Below are 19,168 nucleotides of genomic sequence, written 5' to 3'. Positions count from 1 at the left end.
CCTTCCTGCTCGAGACTGGTCGCGTTGACAGTTATTACTCCCCAGGAAAATTAAGGAGTGAGTACTTTGCGCACCAGGAACAAGCTCGTACGACGCATCACGACCACCGCTGCTTCTCTGGCTTTCGCCGGAGGCGCTCTCCTCGCCGCCGGGGGTGCCGCCCACGCGGCTGCTCTTCCGGCCGGCGCGCACGTCCCTGCCCGGGCGGGTGCGGTGGTGGAGACGGTGACCGCCGGTGGGCACCACGGCGGACACTACGGACACGTCTGGGACTGTGAGAGGTACGAGCGCTTCTACCCGTGGATCTGGGAGCAGATGGAGACGTTCGGGTACGGCTCGGCCCGCCCCTGACAGGGCGGGACGGGTGTCGACCGGGTCCCAAAAGGCCCGGAGGTACACCGCGGGAATATTCGGGACGACGTCTGCGGCTATGCCGATGGGTCGTCCCGGAAACCTGTCGGCGTCAGAGGAAGTGTGCGAGGACGGATCGCAAGTGACGAAGGAACACGCCGACAGCCGCGGTGTCCCGCCGGACCGCCGCAGGAAGCACACCGCGGAACTGCTCGCCGCGTGCGCTGCCTGTCTCATACCGTGGACGGTGATGCTGGGTCTGACGCTGCCGTCGTCCCGCAACGTGCACGAGTGGCGCCTGACCTGGGTCGGATTCGACGTGCTGCTCATCGTCGCGCTGGCATCCACGGCGTTTCTGGCCTGGCGCCGCAGCCGCTCGGTCATCCTGTATGCGCACGCCACCGCGGTCCTGCTGATCTGCGACACCTGGTTCGACATCTCGCTCGACGCCGGCACCGACGACGTCTGGACGGCGGGCGGCCTCGCCCTGGTCACCGAACTGCCGCTCGCCGCCTTCCTCATCCATCGGGCACACTCCCTGATCGCCCTGCTCCCGTGGCCGCCCGCGCACACCGCAGCCGGCGACACCGCCGGCAGCCGGACGGAACCGGTCCCGGACGGGGAATCCGTCCACCCGCGCCTGCGGACGCGCGGATAACCGGAGCGGTTCATTCGAGGGCGTCACTGCCCAGATATTCGCGTACGTACCGGGAAAAGTCGTGCCCCTCACCGATCACTTCGCCCCGTGCGTCAAGCACGAGGGCGTAATCGTCGGTGTCCACCAGATAGATGCGGCCGTCGACCGTATATGCGCCGGAATGCTCCACTGACATGGTGAACCTCTTACGGGTGCGTGTCTTTGGGCTCTAGGTATTTCGGCGGACCGCGAAGCAGAGAAACTGGGCGCTGACGACCAGCAGATACACAGCGGTCGTGGTCGTGCCGACCAGCCCCCACAGGAGGGGCCCGGAACAACACCGTGCGAGCAAAAAGCTGACCAGTGCGGCGAGAGTCGCCATGGGCAGATGGAAAGCGGCCCATATCCTCGTGCCGGCCGCGGCGGGCCTCTCCGGCTTCATGGGGCCGCCCCCGTACGCGAGGGCACCCAGCCCGACGAAGGCGAGCGTCGCACCGGCGAGGAGGGCCAGGACCTCGGCCGGCCCTGGGGCACCCCGGTCGGACGACGTCACCGCGGTGGCGGTCCACAGCGCCAGGGTGTATCCGTGCGGGGCCGCGCTCGCGGCCACAGCAGCGCGGAGCCGGCCGCGGTATCCGCGTTCGGCGACCGCGCCGGCGTCCGTGACGGCCGAACCGTACGGTGGTTGACCGTCCGTCCGCGACTCGGGGGAAAGCCTTGCCACGCCGGTACTCCTTCTCGAGCGCCTGGTATGCGGCCCGGGTCTGCGCCAGGGGTTCGACCCCGTGGTTGTCCGGGCTCAGCCGTCCGCATGTGATCGGACCGCTGACGGCGCGGTGCCTGTAGGCACGCCGTCGCGACCAGCATCACCGGGTACGACCGTCGCCGGCATCGCCCATTCACGGGATGCTCGCCGGCGCGCCCCGCGGTCACGGGGCTGCCGCTCAGTCCGCCCCGTCGGCGGCGGTGCCCCGTTCGATCGCCAGCCGGGTCAGCTCGACTCGGGTGTTGATACCGAGCTTGGTGAAGATGTGCTTCATGTGCGTGTTGACGGTGTGCACGGACACGTACAGCCGGTCGGCGACGGCCCGGTTGGTGAGGCCCTCCACGACGAGCGGGATGAGTTTCCGCTCGGACTCGGTCAGGCTCTCCCACCCCGGGGCGCCGGTCGTGTGGTGCCGTGGGGCACCGGTGCGCACGCCGAACTGCCTGAGGCGCCGCATGATCCGTTCGTGATCGCGCAGGGCGCCACAGTCCGACGCCAGCTCACCCGCCTCTTCGAAGTACGCGATCGCCGACGTGGTGTCGCCCGACGCGGCCACGAGGTCGCCCAGGTCCTCGCAGGCCGCGGCCAGGGCCAGCCGCCTGCCGGTGCTGCGGTAACCGGTGACGGCGGACGCCAGTGCGCCTCGGTCGTCGTGGAGCAGGCCGTCCACATGGGCCCGGATCGTCCCGATGATCTGCTGGCTGTCGTCCCGTGCGGCCAGGGTGCGCAATGCCCCGGACACGGCCTGCGCGAGCGACGGGTCCTCGCCGCGGAGCGCCATGCGCACGATCCCGGGCCAGTGGGACGGCGGTACGGCAAGCAGCCGTGCCGGCTCGCCGTCCGTGAAACTGCCGGTGAGTGCGGCTGCCGCTGCGGCGTCCCGGCCCTCCGCGTCCGCCAGGCAGGCGCGCGCGAGCGACACCCATAGGCCGAACCGCTGAGTGCTCGTGCCGGAACCGGCTTCGGTGGCGCGGAGCTGGTCCCTGGCCCTGGCGAGGTCACCGCGTCTGATCTCCACCAAGGCCAGTACGGAGCGGGCCTGCGGATTCGGCTGGGTGATCTCGAGTTCGTCGGCCACCATCAGACTGGACTCGGCCTCCACGGCCGCGTCGTCCAGCGCCCCCTGTTCGAACAGTGCGCAGGCACGGCTTGCATGCCAGTGGGGAAGTGACCAGCCCAGGGCCAGCGCCTCCGCCTCGCGCTGCCCCTCCCGCAGCACCCGCTCGGTGTCCGCGAGCCGGTCGGTGGCGGTCAGCACCGTGGCCAGCCACAGCGCGGGAATCCGCGGGGGCCGCAGGTGGAGCAGGCCGGATCCCGTGCCGGCGCGTGCGGTGGCCTCCTCGGCGAGCTCGAGGGCGCGGGCCAGGCGCCCTCGGTAGAAGAAGGTCTGCGACTGGAACACCATGGCGCTGACGACGACGGCCGGATCCTTGCTCCGGTAGGAGGCCTCGACCAGCCCGACGTCGGTCTGCTCGGCAGCGGTGAGGTCCCCGAGGTACACGTGGCCCGTCGCCTTGGTCTTCAGCAGCCGGACCCGCAGGTCGGCCGGCAGCGCGGGCAGGGCCAGGGCCTGCTGGAGATGTGTCATCGCGGCGGCGTCGTCGCCCGCGGCCTGGTGGATCTCGGCGGCGACCAGGCGCAGACGCGCCTCCTGCAGCGGCTCCAGCCGGTCCGACAGGGTGGCGTCGACCAGATCGAGCGCCTGATGCACCCGGCGGGTCCGGCCGAGGTACTCGGCGGCGTCGGTCAGCAGGCCGATGCGCCGCCCATCGTGCAGGGGCAGCAGTCCGGCGATCTGTTGAGCCAGGTCCGCGGCCGCGTCGGGGGCCGACGGCGACAGTTCCCGTACCGCGGTGGTCAGCGTGGTCACGGCGTCGTCGTCGACCGGGCCGCCCGACAGGACGACGTGCCAGGCCACCTCGGCCGATCGTGCCCCGATGCCACGCAGGATGTCGGCGGCCTCCCGGTGCAGAGCGGTCCGCACGGCCGGCGCCAGGTTCTCGTGGACGGCCTGCCGGATCAGGTCGTGGCGGAACGCCAGTCGCGGGCCGTCGCCCGAGAGCAGACCGGCGTTCAGTGCCGCCTCGACGCCCGACAGCAGGCTGCCGGCCTGCCGGCCGAGCATACGGGCGGCCGTGCCGAGGTCGAACTCCCGGCCGAGGACGGACCCGATCTGGAGCAGGCGCACGGCGTCCTCCGGGAGCCGGTCCAGACGCGCGGCGACGCTCCGCCGGAAACCGACCGGGATGCCGTCGTACAGCAGGCTCGCCATGCCCGCCTCCACTTTGACGGCATCCGTGTCGGCGAAGGAGCGGACCAGTTCGATCGCCAGGAACGGGTTGCCCGCGACACCCCGCAGCATCCGGGTCAGACCGGGTGACGGCTTCGCCCCGAGGACATCGGCGGCGATGTGCTGCAGCTCCTGCTGCGGCAGGGGGCCGAGGGTCAGCCACCGGGCGCCGAGCGCCTCGAGGTCCTCCCGCACCCTGGCAACGGTCGGCCGCTCGGTCTCCGACCGTACCGCCAGCACCCACAGGATCCGCGAAGCCGCCAGTCGCCGGGGCAGGGTGCGGAACACCAGGAGCGTGGCCGGATCCGCCCACTGAGCGTCGTCCACCAGCACGGCCACCGGGGCGCGCTGGGCACGGTCCTCCAGAGCGTCCGTGATGCTGTCCAGCAGCCAGAGCCGCTGGTCGTCGGCGGCCGCGGCGGCTCGTTCGGAACCGCCGGAGGACTGCAGGGCGGACTGCAGGGCGGCTCCCGCCGCGTACTGGTCGAGCTCGTCGGCCCGTACGGACACCACGTCGAATCCGGAGCGCCGTGCCATCTCGTCCAGCTCGGCGAGCAGCCGGCTCTTGCCGACGCCGGGTGCGCCTTCCACGACGACGCAGGCACCGCGCCCGCCACGCACCGCGTCCAGGGCCTCACGGACGGCAGCCATCTCGCGGTCGCGTCCCCTGAGGCGCAGCCCGGTCATGGCCTGGTTCCCACGCCCGACGGGGCGGTCGCCCGCGGGGTCTGCGCTGCGCATGTGGCCAGCATGCCGCACGGTCACATCGCCCTCAACGCCGGTTCCCGTGTGCTCGGTGCTTTCACCCGGGTGATTGTCGGTTCCGTGCCGTGCGCTCACCCCACCGCGACGCATGCTCCGAGCCGTCCAGATCTCTTGCCCCCGAGAGGAGCATGACGTGCGTACAGGCAAGGAATACCTGGCTGCGCTGAACGACGGCCGTACGGTGTGGGTGGGTGACGAACTCGTCGACAACGTGGCCACGCACCCCAGGACGAGGGCGTACGCCCGGAGCATCGCCGACTTCTACGACCTGCACCACCGCCCGGACCTCGAGGACGTCATGACGTTCGTGGACGAGGACGGCGTCCGGCGGTCCATGACGTGGTTCCAGCACCGCTCCAAGGAGGAGCTGCTGCGCAAGCGGCGCTACCTGGAGACGGTGCAGCGGGAACTGGGCGGCGGGGCGATACCGCGCACGCCGGATGTCAACAACTACGTCCTGCTGACCTACATCGACGACCCGGAGCCGTGGAGCAGCCAGTCCGTCGGCACCGACGGCAGGGACCTCACGCCGGGGATCCTCGGCTTCTGGAACGAGGTGCGGGACGGCGACCTCAACGCGACGCCGGCCTTCGTCGACCCGCAGGCGGACCGCTCGCGCGACTCCGCGCAGGCCGAGTCCCCTGCCCTGCGGGTGGTCGCCACCTCGGACGAGGGCATCACCGTGCGGGGTGTGAAGGCGATCAGCACCGGTGCGGCCTTCGGGGACTGGATCCACATCGGCGTCTTCTACCGGCCCGGCATCGTAGCGGAGCAGATCATCTACGGGGCGGTGCGGACCAACACCCCCGGTGTCACCATCGTCTGCCGGGAGAGCAACGTCCGCGACGGCGATGAGGTGGAGCACCCGCTCGCCTCGAAGGGTGACGAGCTGGACAGCATCATCGTGTTCGAGGACGTGCTCATCCCCTGGGACCGGGTCTTCCACATCGGCAACCCCCAGCACGCGTCGCTGTACCCGCAGCGCGTCTTCGACTGGCTGCACTACCACTCGCTGGTGCGTGCGATGGTGAAGGCCGAGCTGATGCTCGGTCTGGCCCTGCTGATCACCGAGCACATCGGCACCTACCAACTGCCGCCCGTCCAGGCCCGGATCGCGCGGTTCGCCGGCTTCCACCAGACGCTCAAGGCGCATGTGGTCGGTTCGGAGGACGACGGCTTCTACACTCCCGGCGGCATCTACAAGCCGAACGTCCTGATGTTCGACTTCGGGCGCGCGTACTACATCGAGCACATCACCGAGTTGACCCACGAGCTCGTCGACCTGTCCGGTCGTGCCGCGCTCATCTACCCCACCGAGGGGCAGTGGCAGCAGTCCGAACTGCGGCCGTGGCTGGAGGCGCTGCAGACCGGACCGGTCGGCAAGCCGCACGACCGGCTGAAGATCAGCCGGGTGATCCGCGACATGTTCCTGTCCGACTGGGGCGACCGCATCGGTGTCTTCGAGAACTTCAACGGCACGCCCCTGCTGGCCATCCGCACCCTCACCATGAAGCGCGCCGAGATGTCCCCGACCGGCAGCATGGCGGACCTCGCGCGCAAGGTCTGCGGCCTCGACAGCGTGAGCAGCCACGATGCGACCGCATACCTGTCCCAGGCGAACTACGCCCGGCGCCAGGACGCCTCGCGTCAGGACGCCTCGTAACAGGACGCCGGGGCCCGGGTCAGAGCATGCCGCACTCCCGGGCCCTGGCGACCGCTCCGCTCCGGTCGTGCGCGCCGAGTTTGCGGAAGATCGCCCGTACCTGTGTCTTGACGGTGTTGTGGGACACATAGAACTCGGAGGCGATCTCACGCAGTGTCAGCGGACCGCACAGGGCGCGGAGTACCCGCCGCTCCCCCAGCGAAAGCTCCTGAGGGCCGGGCGCCGCGAGCGGCACCACGGTGTCCTCGCCGACTCGCCCGAGCAGGTCCGTCAGCGCTCCCGGTGACTCGCACCGGTCGGCTGCCCGTTCGACCGCCTCACGGGCCTCCCGCGCGGCGACCGCGTCGTGCCGGGCACGGGCAAGTCGTGCCCGTGTGAGGTGGTACAAGGCGTGCATCTGGGGTTCACTGCCGGTCCTGGACGAGTCCGTCAGCGCCGCTTTCGCGTCGGCGAGGGTCCGTTCGGCCTCGTCGTACCGTCCTTCTTCGAGGAGCAGGCCGGCCCTGCCGATGTGGGCGGGCGCAGCGACGAAGTGCCGCACCAGGCCGGCCGCAGCGGCCGCCTCGTGGGCCTCGTCGCTCAGTATGCGCGCCCGCTCGTGGCGTCCGGCCAGCAGCGCGCACACCGCCCGCAGACCCAGCGCGCGGACGAGCACCAGGCTGTGTCCGGCGGCATGCGCGTCACGGGTCGCCTCGGCGAGCAGCGCCTCCGCCTGCCCGTACCGGGAGGTCCACAGCAGAGCGGTTCCGCGAGCCGTACAGGCCAGGGCGCGCCAGGACGTCAACGGTACGGTGCCGGCGACGGCGGATTCGGCGAGGCGGTCGCCGGTCAGGACCTCTCCCTGCAGCCAGCAGGCCACGGCCCGGGCGACGGCTGCCGCATCGGACACCGTGCTGCCTTCGCCGACCGTCTCCGCTCCCGGCTCCCTGAGCCGGACCACGTCCAGCCAGCGCCGGGCCGTTTCCGGGGCGCCCCCCGAGAGAGCTGCCATCGCCGCCACGACGCACAGTCGTGCGTCGGCGGCGACCGCGCGGGGCGGCAGGAGCTCCAGCCACCCCGCGACCTCCCGGCTGCGGCCTGCCGAGATCGCCTGCTCCCAGTTGTCGAGTATCGACGCGACGGCCGCGGACTCGTCGCCGCCCCGCACCCAGTGCCGTACGGCCTCGGTCGTCTGGCCCCGCCGGGAGTACCACCGGGCCGCCGACCGGTGCAGGGACACGGCGGCCTCCGGGCCTTCCGACCCGAGGAGGTCCGACAGCAGCGCGGACAGGGCCCGGTGACGCCGGTATGCCGATGGACCGGCGGCGACGGGCACGAGCAGCTGGACGGTCCGTGCGAGCTCGCGCAGCACTGTGCCCGCCCGGTCGCCGGCGAGGGCCTGGCACGGCCCGGCACTCAGCTCGTCGAGCACGCTGGTGCGGAGCAGGAACCGGCGCTGCTCGGTGGTGAGCCCGTCGAGCACTTCCGTGGCCAGGTACTCGGAGACCGCTCGCCTGCCGCGGGCCAGGCCGGCCGCCGTGCCGGCGCCGTCCGACGAGCGGGCGAGGGTACGGCCCATCATGCACAGCGCCGCCGCCCACCCCTCGGTGGCCTCGTACAGCGCGCTCGACGTGTCCGGGGCCGGCGCGGACCCGAGCAGACCGGTGAGCACGGCCTGTGCCTCCTCGGGGGTGAAGGCCAGGTCGTGCTGGTCGAGTTCGGCGATCAGGCCCCGGGCCCGCAGGGCCGGCACGGGTCCGCCGGGAACGTGCCGGGTCGACAGAATGACTCGGAAGCCCTGCGGAAGCCTGGCCAGGAAGTCCGAGAGGCTGCGGATCGCGTCGGCGTCCGTGATCGATTCCACTCCGTCGAGGACCAGTGCGAGCGGTCCCTGTCCGCGCGGTCCGGTCACGAGGCCCGGCAGGATCTCCTCGAGCCATGCGTCGAGTGTCCACTCGTCGCTGTCGGGGCGGACGGGCAGTTCCGGCCGCACGTGCCGCAACGCTCCCAGGATGCCCGCCCAGAGCCGGTCCGGGGCGTTGTCGTACGCGTCCAGGCTGAGCCAGGCGCATGTGCCGCGCGTTGTGAGGCTTCGCGACCACTCGGTCAGGAGCACCGTCTTTCCGGCACCGGCGGGCGCCGAGACCACCACGACGGGCTCGGTCGACGCGTCCAGCCGGCGCAGCAGCCGGGGGCGGGTCAGGAGGTGCGGGGGCTGGTCCGCAGGACGCAGCTTGAAGGTCGGCACTGAGATGGTCATGGCACCTTCGGTGGAGTCGTCGGGACGAGCGGAGCCCCCGGCGTCCGTGGCTCGCCTGCAGGAGCCGGACGCCGGGGGCCGTAGGTGGGCCGGTCAGGAGGCTGCAGCTGCCTCCGTCGGGCCGCTGTCACCAGCGCTAGCAGGGGGCCTTGAGCGCGCCGAAGTATCCGCCGAAGTGGACCAGCGGCCGGCCTTCCACCCGGTGTTCGAAGTGGCGGACGTCGCCCACGAAGATGGTGTGATCGCCGCCCGGGAGCGCATCGGCGACGTCGCACACGACGGCCGCGATGGCCTCCTTCAGCACCGGCACGCCATGGTCGTCGATGGTCTCCACGCCCGCGAACTTGTCCCGCTTGGAAGCGGCGAAGTTGCGGGCGAGGTGCTCACTGTCCTCGCCGAGGACATTGACCGCGAAGCGGCCGTGCTCGGCGATCGCGGTCCGCGTGTACAGCTGGTTGCCGATGCACACGAGCAGTTGGAGCGGCTCCAGGGACAGCGCGGAGACGGCGCTGGCCGTCATGCCGATGGGTGTGCTGCCGGAGCATGTGGTGATCACGCTGACACCCGTGGCGAGCCGGCTCATCGTGGCTCGGAATCCGAAGCCGGTTTCAGTCATCTGAGGACCTCCGTGAATGCGGGGCCGCAGCCCGCGGTGTGGTGAAGTCTTCGACGTGGGTGGTCCTCATGGACCGCCTCTCGTCGTTGTGGCGCCGTGGGCATCAGTCCGTGACGCGGGGTGCGAGGACGAAGGTGTGGCGCAGCAGGGTGTACGGCACGTCGGTCATGCCCCGGCAGGGCCCGGCGTCGGCCGCGTACGTGTCGTAGCGGTCGACCAGCGATTCCTTGACGCCGAACACCGGATCGGTGTCCAGGTGCGGGTCGTCCGAGGGGAAGAGCATGGTGGTCACGCGCTGGAATCCCGGAGCGTCGATCAGCAGGTGCACATGGGCGGGACGCATGAGCGACCTGCTGGTCGCGCTCATGAGTTCGCCGACCGGGCCGTCTCCGGGTATCGGGTAGCTGGACGGGCGGATGGAACGGAAAGCGAAGTGCCCCGTCTCGTCGGTGCGGAACAGCGCGCGCATGGCCGGCTCGTCCAGGCCGGGCACCTCCATGTCGTAGTGGCCGTCCGAGTCGCTGTGCCAGACGTCCACCGCCGCATCGGCCACCGGCGCTCCTTCATGGTCCACGACCCGTCCCTCGAAGAACAGCGGGGTACCGGGCAGACCCCCGGAGATGTCGGCGGCGTCGGCCTGCTGCGGCCTGTCCTGCCTGAAGTACGGCCCCAGCACGCTGTTCTGCGTGGCCTGACCGGGGCGTCGGTTGGTCAGGGCGTCGACCAGCATGGTGACGCCGAGCACGTCGGACAGCAGGATGAACTCCTGACGCGTCGGGGTGCATATCTGCCCGGTGCGCGTCAGGAAGTCGACTCCCCGGGCCCATTCCCCCTCCGTCAGTTCGACGTCGCGGACGAAGGCGTGGAGGTGGCGCACCAGTGATTCCAGGATTTCGGCGACGCGGGAGTCCTTGGTGTCCCGCATGGTCGAGATCACGGCCTCGGTGATGGTGTCGCTGGTCAGATCACGCATGACGCGCTCCCGTGGTGGTGGAGTGGTGGACCGCGGACTCGGTCCGGGGATGTCCGTCGCCGGATGATGTGCACGGGGGCTGCCCGGCCCAGGCGCGGGCCAAAAGGGCGTGTACCGCCGTCCGTTCGACTGGTCGCGGGTTCCAGTAGCCGTCCCGCACGATGAGTTCGGCCGCCTGCTCGATGCCCGATTCCGGCATGCCGAGGTCCCGCAGTGCCCTGGGGGCGCCGAGCCGTCCCGCGAAGTCGAAGAGACCGCTCGCGGCGTCGGCCGCCGACAGCGCCTTCGCGATGCGTGCCATGGCCTCGGGCGCCGCCGGTGCGTTGTAGGCGACCACGTGCGGCAGGACGACCGTGTGGGTTTCGGCGTGCGGAAGCCCGAACGTGCCGCCCAGGACGTGGCACACCTTGTGATGCAGGGCCATGCCGACCGTGCCGAGGCACGTGCCTGCCAGCCACGCCCCGTACAGGGCATCGGCCCGCGCCTCGCCGTCGTCCGGGCGCTGTACGACGACCGGGAGGGACCGGGTGAGGGATTCGAGCGCTTCACCGGCCATCAGGAAGGCGAGCGGGTCCCGGTCCTGTGCGTAGAGAGCCTCCACGGCGTGCGCGATCGCGTTGATGCCGCTGACCGCCGATGCCGCCGCGGGAAAAGTGAGCGTCAGGTCCACGTCGTACACCACGGTCTTCAGCAGCACTTCCGGCAGCCGGCGGGTCGTCTTCCGGCGTCCTTCGGTCTCTCCGAGGATCGGCGTCATTTCCGAGCCGGCGTACGTGGTGGGCAGCGCCAGCTGCGGCAGCCCGGTCCGCAGGGCGATCGCCTTGCCGAGGCCGATGGTCGAGCCACCGCCGATGGCGAGCACGCAGTCGGCTCCCACGGTTCCGGCGTACGCGACCGCCTTCTCCGTGACCTCGACGGGGGTGTGCGGAGCCGCTTCCGTGAAGGTTCCCGCGGCCGCCGTACCGAGTACGTCGTGTACCTCCGCTGCCTGGCCCGCTTGACCGGGTGTGCACAGGACGAGCACCCGACGGCATCCGAGGGCATCGGCCTCTTCGGGGATGCGGCTGCGCGTACCGCTGCCGAAGACCACCTTGGTGATCTGTCCCCGATGCACGAATGTCTTCATGAGAATTCCCCAGTCCCGCCGTCTGCTTGGAACCAAGACTTTCGATGCCTGAATGACGGGGGTCAACGGAATCCGCGAGGGATAACGGGCGCAGGCGTTGAAATACCTTGTTCGTGCGACAGGCTCCGCGCCCGGGGCCTCCGGCTCTCGACAGACATCACTCATCTGCGCGATGCGGTGGGTGTCCGGGGGCCGGATCGTGGATCCGGACCTCTGTCGGGCGGATATGCCGGTCGAGGTCACCGGAACGGCGTCCGACGGGTCCGCATTCACGAGCGGCGAGGGTTCAGGTCGGGGGGTGCCGAACCCAGGAACACGGCCGCTGTCCGTGCGTCTCCCGGACCAGGTGCGGACCGGTCCGGCGCGCAGCTGATCGACGGCTGAGATCCGGCCGTCGTCCCCACCCCAGGAGGCACCATGACCGGAACCGGACGCGACTGCGAGGCCGATCCCGACACCCCGCCCAGGCCGGCGGCGACGGGGACGACCGATGAGGACGCAAAGGCCGTGGCGGACCGCGACATGCAGGCCCGCTTCGAACCGGCACTGGCACACCGTGACCGGCTTTTCGCGGCCGCCGTGCGGATGACCGGCAGTCCGACCGACGCCGAGGACCTGCTCCAGGAGACGTACGCCCGGGCCTACGCCTCGTTCCACCAGTTCCGCGAGGGCACGAATCTCAGGGCCTGGCTGTACCGCATCCTCACCACCACGTTCCTCAACTACCGCCGCAGTCAACGCAGGCGGCCGCAACGCGACGACACGACGGCGATCGAGGACTGGCAGATCGCCCGCGCGGCCTCGCACACCTCGTCGGGACTGCGCTCCGCCGAGTCCGAGGCGCTCGACAACCTGCCCGACTCGGACGTCAAGGTGGCGCTGCAAGCCGTCCCGGAACGCTTCCGGACGGCGGTGTACCTCTTCGACGTCGAAGGCTTCACCACCCGTGAGATCGCCGACATCATGCAGACTCCCGTCGGCACCGTGCTGTCCCGACTGCACCGAGGTCACCGACGGCTGCGCTCGCTGCTGGAGGGCTATGCCCAGGAGCACCGTCTCGTCCCGGCGGGCCACGTTCGAGGCAGTGGGTCCGCACCACGGGCTGGTGAGCGAGGTCACCCGGGACGGCGGCGGAAGGCGGGATGCACGCAGGGGTCATCGGTGTTCCAAGAGCGCATGGAACACCCCTTGACAGCCCTCCGGCCCGGTGTCCGGGACAGCCCCGGGCCGGAGGGCTCGACTCCCGTACCGAGTGAGTGAGGAAGAGATGCCGAGACCCAGCACCGGTGCCGTCAATGCCGAGCTACGTGCACTCCTCGTCATGCCGGACGGCTCGGTGGTGCCCGTGTCCACGCGACTGGGCTATCGCCCCGACGATCCCTACGCGGTCCGCGCGACCTTCCGCCTCGGCGGTGACCGGTCGGTCGAGTGGTTCTTCGCCCGTGAACTCCTGAGAGCGGGACTGCTCCAGCCAGTCGGCATCGGCGACGTGCGCCTGCGCCCTGCTCGGCACGACGGACAGCACATGGTGCAGATCGTCCTCACGCCGCCCGCAGGACGGGCCGACCTCATGTTCCCCTGGCCGGTGGTCACGGAGTTCCTGCAACGCACCGATGCGGTGGTGTCACCGGGCACCGAGCACGTGCATGTCGACCTGGACACCCAACTGATGCATCTTCTCGCAGAGCACTGACCCACACCCACGATCGATCGATCATCGATCAATGCGATCTCGTGGACAGGAGACCACGATGCTGACCGTGCTGTCGCCGATCTTCGCTCTGCTCGCAGCCGCAACCAACGCACTGGGAACCGTGATGCAGCGCCGGGCCGCCACCGTCGTCCCGCAGTCCAGCGGTCTGCGCATCGGCCTGATGTGGGACCTGCTGCGCACACCGGTCTGGCTGCTCGGCATAGGTGGGGTCGCCCTGTCGGCGATGTTCCAGGGCGCCGCACTGGCCACCGGCGCCCTGGCGGTCGTACAGCCGCTCTTCATGCTGGAGCTGCCGTTCGTGCTGCTGCTCGCGAGCGTCGTCTTCGGGCACCCGTTGCCCCGGGCCGGCTGGCTGCCCGTCGGCAGTATCGGGGGCGGCCTGTGCCTGGCGTTGTTCGCGGCCGCGCCGACCGGTGGCACTCTCGGGATCCCTGCGGCCCGGTGGACAGCGGTGCTGACCTGCTGCCTGCTCGCCGTGGCAGTGCTGTGCAGCGTCGCGGTCAGGCTGCCCAACGGCCCGGCCCGCGCCGCGTGCATGGGCCTGGCCGCTGCCGTCTCCTACTCCCTCACTGCCGCGCTCATGAAGTCCTCGACCGCCGCCCTCGGCCGCCAGGGCATGGGCGCCTTCTTCACCGCATGGCAGACCTATGCGTTCGCAGCCCTCGGCGTGTGCGCCCTGTTCCTGCTGGAGAACGCCATGCAGTCCGGACCGCTGGTCGCCTCCCAGCCGGCCCTGACCCTCGGGGACACCCTGGTGAGCCTGGCGCTCGGCGTCACCCTCTATGGGGAAAGACTCCGCGGTGGCTGGTGGCTGACCCTCCAGGTGTTCGGGCTCGCGCTGGTGGCGTACGGGGTCACCCGCCTGTCACGTCAGCATCTCGTTCCCGCAGGAATGTGAAATAGCCGATCCGTGCGATAGCGGCCGACAGCACACCCCTTGAATCGCAGCCAATATCGCCGATCTGCGGGATGGCCAAGCGCGCCGTGACACCGGACCGTGGAGCCCAGGTCTCAGCGGACGGCCCCGTCAGGCTGAATGCACATCGGGCGGACATGCCGGCGGCGTAAAACACTCCGCGATGGACACAGAATTCACGCGAGCATCTGGAGATCCGATAAATATGGGGAAATTGGTCAATACGGCCCTGGAGGCCGTGGCGGATGTGCCGGATGGAGCGTCGTTGGCCGTGGGCGGGTTCGGATTGAGTGGTGTGCCGAACGCGCTGATCCAGGCCCTGTTCGAGCGGGGCGTCGGCGGGCTGTCGGTCGTCTCGAACAACTGCGGGGCAATGGATTCGGGCCTGGCGGTACTGCTCTCGGCGGGCCGGATCGGACGGGTGACGGGATCGTATGTCGGGGCGAACAAGGAGTTCGCGCGGCAGTACCTGGCCGGTGAGCTGGAGGTGGAGCTGATCCCGCAGGGCACGCTCGCCGAACGGCTGCGCGCCGGCGGCGCGGGCATCCCCGCCTTCTACACCCCGGCGGGGGTGGGCACACAGGTCGCCGAGGGCGGGCTGCCCTGGCGCTACGACGGCTCCGGCGGGGTCGCACTGGCCTCGCCGGCCAAGGAGGTGCGGGTCTTCGACGGCACCGAGTACGTGCTCGAGCGCGGCATCCGCACCGACTTCGCGCTGGTGCGGGCGGCGCGGGGCGACCGGCACGGGAACCTGGTGTTCAGCAAGTCCGCCCGCAACTTCAATCCCCTCGCGGCCATGGCCGGCAGGGTCACGATCGCGGAGGTGGAGGAGCTGGTCGAGCCCGGCGAGATCGATCCGGACGCGGTGCACCTGCCCGGCATCTTCGTCCAGCGCGTGCTGGCCCTCACCCCGCAGCAGGCGGCGGACAAGAAGATCGAGCGGCGGACGGTGAGCAGCTGATGGCCTGGACTCGTGAGGAGATGGCCGCCCGCTCCGCGCGTGAGCTGCGCGACGGCCAGTACGTCAATCTCGGCATCGGCCTGCCCACGCTGATCCCCACCTACCTGCCGCCAGGGGTGGAGGTGATTCTGGAGTCGGAGAACGGCATCCTGGGCACCGGCCCCTACCCGGGTGAGGACGCGGTCGACCCGGACCTGATCAACGCCGGCAAGGAGACCGTCACGGTCCTGCCCGGCGCCTCCTTCTTCGACTCCGCACTGTCCTTCTCGATGATCCGCGGCGGGCACATCGACGTCGCGGTGCTGGGTGCCATGCAGGTCTCCGAGCAGGGGGACCTGGCGAACTGGGCGATCCCCGGAAAGATGATCACGGGGATCGGCGGTGCGATGGACCTGGTCCACGGCGCCCGCACGGTCATCGTCGTCATGACGCACACCGCCAAGGACGGCTCGCCGAAGATCCGCACCGAGTGCACGCTGCCGCTGACCGGGAAGCACTGCGTGAACCGGATCATCACCGATCTCGGTGTCCTCGACGTGACCGACGGGGGGCTTGTGCTGGTCGAGTGCGCACCGGCCGTCGACGTCGAGGAGATCATCGCCAAGACCGACGCCAAGCTGACCGTCACGGAGGGCCTGCTGTGAACCCCGTCTACATCGTCGACGCCGTGCGCACGCCGATCGGGCGCTACAACGGCGCCCTGGCCTCGGTGCGCCCCGACGACCTGGCTGCCCACGCCATCCGTGAACTCCTCGCCCGCATACCCCAGTTGGACCCCGCGCGCATCGAGGACGTGTACCTCGGCAACGCAAACGGCGCCGGCGAGGAGAACCGCAACGTGGCCCGCATGGCCGCCCTGCTCGCCGGCCTGCCCACCAGCGTGCCCGGGGCGACGGTCAACCGGCTGTGCGCCTCCGGCCTCGAAGCCGTCATCCAGGCCGCCCGCGCCATCGCCGTCGGCGACGCCTCCATCGCCGTCGCCGGCGGCGTGGAGTCCATGACCCGCGCCCCCTACGTCCTGCCCAAGAACGACAGACCGTTCCCGGCGGCCCACGCCGAGCTGTACTCCAGCACGCTGGGCTGGCGCATGGTGAACCCGGCGATGAACCCGCAATGGACCATCCCTCTCGGGGAGTCGGCCGAGCTGATCGCCGAGAAGCACAAGATCGGCCGCGAGCAGCAGGACGAGTTCGCCCTGCACAGCCACCACAAGGCCGCAGCCGCCCAGGAACAGGGCCTGTTCGACGCCGAGTTGGTGCCCGTTCCCGTCCCGCAGCGCAAGGGTGACCCCCAGCTGTTCGCGGCCGACGAGTGCGTACGACCAGACGCCTCCCTCGCGGCGATGGCCAGGCTCAAGCCGTCCTTCCGTACCGAGCAGGGCACCGTCACCGCCGGCAACGCCTCCCCCCTCAACGACGGCGCCGCCGCCCTGCTGCTGGCCGACGAGGAGGGTGTGAAGGCCATCGGCCGCGAGCCGCTTGCCCGCGTCTGCGCGACCGGGGTCTCCGCGATCGACCCCGACTACTTCGGCCTCGCCCCCGTCGAGGCCGTCGACCGGGCCCTGGCCAAGGCCGGCCGGACCTTCGCCGATCTCGACGTACTGGAGCTGAACGAGGCCTTCGCCGCCCAGGTCCTCGGCTGCCTCGCCGAATGGCCCGAGTTCGACCCGGCGATCCTCAACCCGCAGGGCGGCGCGATCGCGCTCGGCCACCCCCTCGGCGCATCCGGCGCCCGCCTCGCCGGCACCGTCGCCCACCAGCTCGCCCGCCGCGGCACCGGCACCGGTGTCGCCACCCTCTGCATCGGCGTGGGACAGGGCCTCGCCCTCGTCCTCGAACGCTGACACACAAGGGGCGAGCAGACCGTCGTGGGGAACAGCGTCCGGGACGGGAATCGGCGGCGGACTCCGCGCGGGGTCGGCGGGTGCGGACGTACGGTACTGATATGTGCGCCATGCGGGAAGGCGGCGCGGCGCAGCCCCACGGGCCCCGCCCCCCTTCACCCACCACCGGGTCACTGCGCCGGGCCGAGCTGGACCGGCTGCTGGAGCTCGCCGTGCGCGACACGGGCGTGCACGCGGGAGCGGTCTTCCTGCTGGCGTCCGACGGGCAGACCCTGCGGCTGGAGGTGACCGCAGGCATGCCGGCGGAGTATCTCGCGCCCTGGTTCGGGGTCCCGCTGTCGAGCCGCTTTCCCGTGACCGATGCGGTGCGCGAGCGGCGGCTCGTCTGGCTCGGCGACCCGGAGGAACTCGCCCGTCGCTACCCCCGCACGGCGATCGCCCTGCCCTACCAGCATGCGGTGGCCGCGGCACCGCTCCTCACCGGTACCACGGTCTGGGGCGCGCTGCTGCTGTTCTGGCCCGGAGCCGTCGCCACCAGTGCCGACGGCCCGAGCCCTGAACGGGTTCGTGCCGCCGGTCGGCGCCTGGGACGGTTCCTGCGCGACGCCGCCGGCACCGGCCACGCCGTCGGCCCGGGACCCACACCCCGCACCCTGGTGCAGCCGCCCGCCGGCCGGCGGGGGCCGGCCGAGGCGCTCGCCGCGGCCGACCTCGTCGAGCGGCTTCCCTGGGGCAGTTGCTCCCTCGACCTCGAGGGCAGGTTCACTTATGTCAGCGCCACCGCCGCCGCCCTGCTGGGCGCGAGCAGCCCCGACGATCTGATCGGCACGCGCCCCTGGCAGTCCTTGCCCTGGTGCACCGACCCGGCCTTCGAGGACCACTTCCGTGCCACCGTGGTCAGCCGGAAGCCCGGCTATTACACCGCCATGCACCCACCGGACCAGTGGCTCGCGTTCGAGCTCTATCCCGACGGCTCGGGGGTGAGCGTCCGCATATCGCCGACCGGTCCGGGCGGGGACTCGCAGCCGGCGCCCACCAGGACGGAGACGTTCCGGGGCGAGCCGATCCGCCTGGGTGAGGTCTACCGGGTGCTGCACCTGGCCGCCGCCCTCTCCGAAACCGTGGGCGTCTCGGACGTGGTCGATCTGGTCACCGAGGAGATGCTGCCGGCGTTCGGAGCCCGGACCGTCGCCCTGCTCGCGGCCGAGGACGGCAGAATGCGGGTCATCGGCCGCAGCGGCTACAACCCCGCGCTGCTCGAACACTTCGACGGCGTGCCGCTGACCCACCCGGCACCCGCGGTCCGGGTCCTCGCCACCGGAGTGCCCAGCTTCTTCGCCTCCTTCGACGAACTGTCCCGGGCCTACCCGGCCGCCCCGCACCAGGAGGGTCTGCATGCCTGGGCATTTCTGCCGCTGATCGCCTCCGGGCGCCCGGTGGGCTCGTGCGTGTTCGCCTTCGACCGGCCCCACCCCTTTCCCGACCAGCAGCGGGTCGTCTTCATCGCGCTCGCGGGACTGATCGCGCAGGCGCTGGAGCGGGCTCGCCTGTACGACACCAGCAACCAACTCGCGAAGACCCTGCAGGCGGCCCTGCTCCCCGACTCGCTGCCCGACCTTCCTGGACTGGATGTGGCGGCCCGCTATCTGCCCAGCGTCCGCGGCATGGACATCGGCGGCGACTTCTACGACCTGGTCCGGGTCGACGACACCACCGCTGCCGCGGTCATCGGCGACGTCCAGGGCCACAACGTCACCGCCGCAGCGCTGATGGGCCGGGTCCGCCCCGCCATCCGCTCCCACGCCGCCTCGGGGGCCACGCCCCCACAGGCCCTCGCGCAGGCCAACCGCCAGCTGGTCGCCATGGACCCGGGCCGCTTCGTCAGCTGCCTGTACGCCCATCTCGACCTCGCACACCACCGAGCCGTCCTCGCCACCGCCGGCCATCCCCCGCCCGTTCTGCGCCACCCGGACGGCCACGCCGAGGTCCTTCCGCTCCGACCCGGCGTGCTGCTCGGCATCGACCCCGCCGCGGACTATCCGCCCACCGAGATCCCACTTGCGCCCGGCACCGTCCTCGCCCTGTACACCGACGGCCTCGTCGAGACTCCCGGGGTCGACCTGGACGACGCCATGTCCGGGCTCGCCACCCAGCTGGCCCGGGCCTCGGCCCAGCCCATGGACCGGCTCGCCACGACCCTGATCGACCATGCACGGCAGACCGCGCCCCGGACGGACGACATCGCCCTGCTGCTCATCGGGCTCGCCACCGCCGGGTGACGCGCCCCCGGCCGGGCCTTGCCGGCAGG

General features: G+C 71.0%; 16 protein-coding genes and 1 pseudogene. 10 read left to right on the top strand and 7 right to left on the bottom strand.

The window, feature by feature from the left end; translation table 11 throughout:
• Positions 1-66: 66 nt before the first annotated feature.
• Both SRB17_RS24550 and SRB17_RS24545 read left to right on the top strand, forming a co-directional pair.
• Entirely contained in the window at positions 67-351 is a 285-nt protein-coding gene (locus tag SRB17_RS24550) for a hypothetical protein (protein ID WP_153542189.1), read from the top strand.
• A gap of 142 nt (positions 352-493) precedes the next feature.
• Positions 494-1,009: a hypothetical protein gene (locus tag SRB17_RS24545; protein ID WP_194294117.1), complete on the top strand. Its 516-nt coding sequence runs from the start codon at positions 494-496 to the stop codon at positions 1,007-1,009.
• A gap of 10 nt (positions 1,010-1,019) precedes the next feature.
• Here the strand turns inward: SRB17_RS24545 and SRB17_RS24540 are convergent, their stop codons facing one another.
• The 3 genes from SRB17_RS24540 to SRB17_RS24530 form a co-directional block, all read right to left on the bottom strand.
• Positions 1,020-1,184: a hypothetical protein gene (locus tag SRB17_RS24540; protein ID WP_153542187.1), complete on the bottom strand. Its 165-nt coding sequence runs from the start codon at positions 1,182-1,184 to the stop codon at positions 1,020-1,022.
• Positions 1,185-1,217: 33 nt separating this feature from the next.
• Positions 1,218-1,712 (bottom strand): hypothetical protein, encoded by a 495-nt coding sequence (locus SRB17_RS24535; RefSeq protein WP_153542185.1) that lies wholly within the window; start codon positions 1,710-1,712, stop codon positions 1,218-1,220.
• Positions 1,713-1,932: 220 nt separating this feature from the next.
• Entirely contained in the window at positions 1,933-4,785 is a 2,853-nt protein-coding gene (locus SRB17_RS24530; RefSeq protein WP_194294116.1) for a helix-turn-helix transcriptional regulator, read from the bottom strand.
• Between the two features lie 157 nt (positions 4,786-4,942).
• Between SRB17_RS24530 and SRB17_RS24525 the strand changes: the two genes are divergently transcribed.
• Positions 4,943-6,472, top strand: a complete 1,530-nt coding sequence (locus SRB17_RS24525; RefSeq protein WP_323376181.1) for a 4-hydroxyphenylacetate 3-hydroxylase family protein — start codon at positions 4,943-4,945, stop codon at positions 6,470-6,472.
• Positions 6,473-6,491: 19 nt separating this feature from the next.
• Here SRB17_RS24525 and SRB17_RS24520 read toward each other — a convergent pair whose 3' ends face one another.
• From SRB17_RS24520 to SRB17_RS24505, 4 genes are all read right to left on the bottom strand, one after another.
• On the bottom strand, positions 6,492-8,711 hold the full coding sequence (locus SRB17_RS24520; RefSeq protein WP_153542179.1) for a helix-turn-helix transcriptional regulator: 2,220 nt from the start codon (positions 8,709-8,711) through the stop codon (positions 6,492-6,494).
• A gap of 136 nt (positions 8,712-8,847) precedes the next feature.
• The gene (locus SRB17_RS24515) at positions 8,848-9,327 is read right to left on the bottom strand and encodes a flavin reductase family protein (protein WP_153542177.1); all 480 of its coding nucleotides are present in this window, start codon (positions 9,325-9,327) and stop codon (positions 8,848-8,850) included.
• A gap of 103 nt (positions 9,328-9,430) precedes the next feature.
• A complete protein-coding gene (locus SRB17_RS24510; RefSeq protein ID WP_153542175.1) occupies positions 9,431-10,300 on the bottom strand; it encodes a dioxygenase in 870 nt (289 codons plus the stop codon).
• Positions 10,293-11,426: a maleylacetate reductase gene (locus SRB17_RS24505; protein ID WP_153542173.1), complete on the bottom strand. Its 1,134-nt coding sequence runs from the start codon at positions 11,424-11,426 to the stop codon at positions 10,293-10,295. The genes SRB17_RS24510 and SRB17_RS24505 overlap by 8 nt, the downstream gene beginning before the upstream one ends.
• 417 nt (positions 11,427-11,843) lie before the next feature.
• Between SRB17_RS24505 and SRB17_RS24500 the strand changes: the two are divergent.
• The 7 genes and pseudogenes from SRB17_RS24500 to SRB17_RS24470 form a co-directional block, all read left to right on the top strand.
• Positions 11,844-12,518 (top strand): annotated as a pseudogene (locus tag SRB17_RS24500) (sigma-70 family RNA polymerase sigma factor); the annotation flags it as partial.
• 175 nt (positions 12,519-12,693) lie between these two features.
• Positions 12,694-13,119 carry an SsgA family sporulation/cell division regulator gene (locus SRB17_RS24495; RefSeq protein WP_153542169.1) on the top strand — a complete coding sequence of 142 codons (426 nt, stop codon included), beginning with the start codon at positions 12,694-12,696 and terminating at the stop codon, positions 13,117-13,119.
• 31 nt (positions 13,120-13,150) lie between these two features.
• A complete protein-coding gene (locus SRB17_RS24490; protein WP_228396223.1) occupies positions 13,151-14,038 on the top strand; it encodes a DMT family transporter in 888 nt (295 codons plus the stop codon).
• Positions 14,039-14,261: 223 nt separating this feature from the next.
• Complete coding sequence (locus SRB17_RS24485) at positions 14,262-15,017, top strand: CoA transferase subunit A (RefSeq protein ID WP_153542167.1); 756 nt, start codon at positions 14,262-14,264, stop codon at positions 15,015-15,017.
• Positions 15,017-15,661 carry a CoA transferase subunit B gene (locus tag SRB17_RS24480; RefSeq protein ID WP_153542165.1) on the top strand — a complete coding sequence of 215 codons (645 nt, stop codon included), beginning with the start codon at positions 15,017-15,019 and terminating at the stop codon, positions 15,659-15,661. Before SRB17_RS24485 ends, SRB17_RS24480 begins: the two co-directional genes overlap by 1 nt.
• Positions 15,658-16,860 carry a thiolase family protein gene (locus tag SRB17_RS24475; protein WP_323376180.1) on the top strand — a complete coding sequence of 401 codons (1,203 nt, stop codon included), beginning with the start codon at positions 15,658-15,660 and terminating at the stop codon, positions 16,858-16,860. The genes SRB17_RS24480 and SRB17_RS24475 overlap by 4 nt, the downstream gene beginning before the upstream one ends.
• A 101-nt stretch (positions 16,861-16,961) precedes the next feature.
• The gene (locus SRB17_RS24470; protein WP_228396222.1) at positions 16,962-19,139 is read left to right on the top strand and encodes a SpoIIE family protein phosphatase; all 2,178 of its coding nucleotides are present in this window, start codon (positions 16,962-16,964) and stop codon (positions 19,137-19,139) included.
• The last annotated feature ends 29 nt before the right edge of the window (positions 19,140-19,168 follow it).

Origin of the sequence: Streptomyces sp. RB17 (genome assembly GCF_009604455.1) — a bacterium.
Taxonomy (GTDB): Bacteria; Actinomycetota; Actinomycetes; order Streptomycetales; family Streptomycetaceae; genus Streptomyces.
This window is presented reverse-complemented; position numbering and strand designations above follow the sequence as displayed.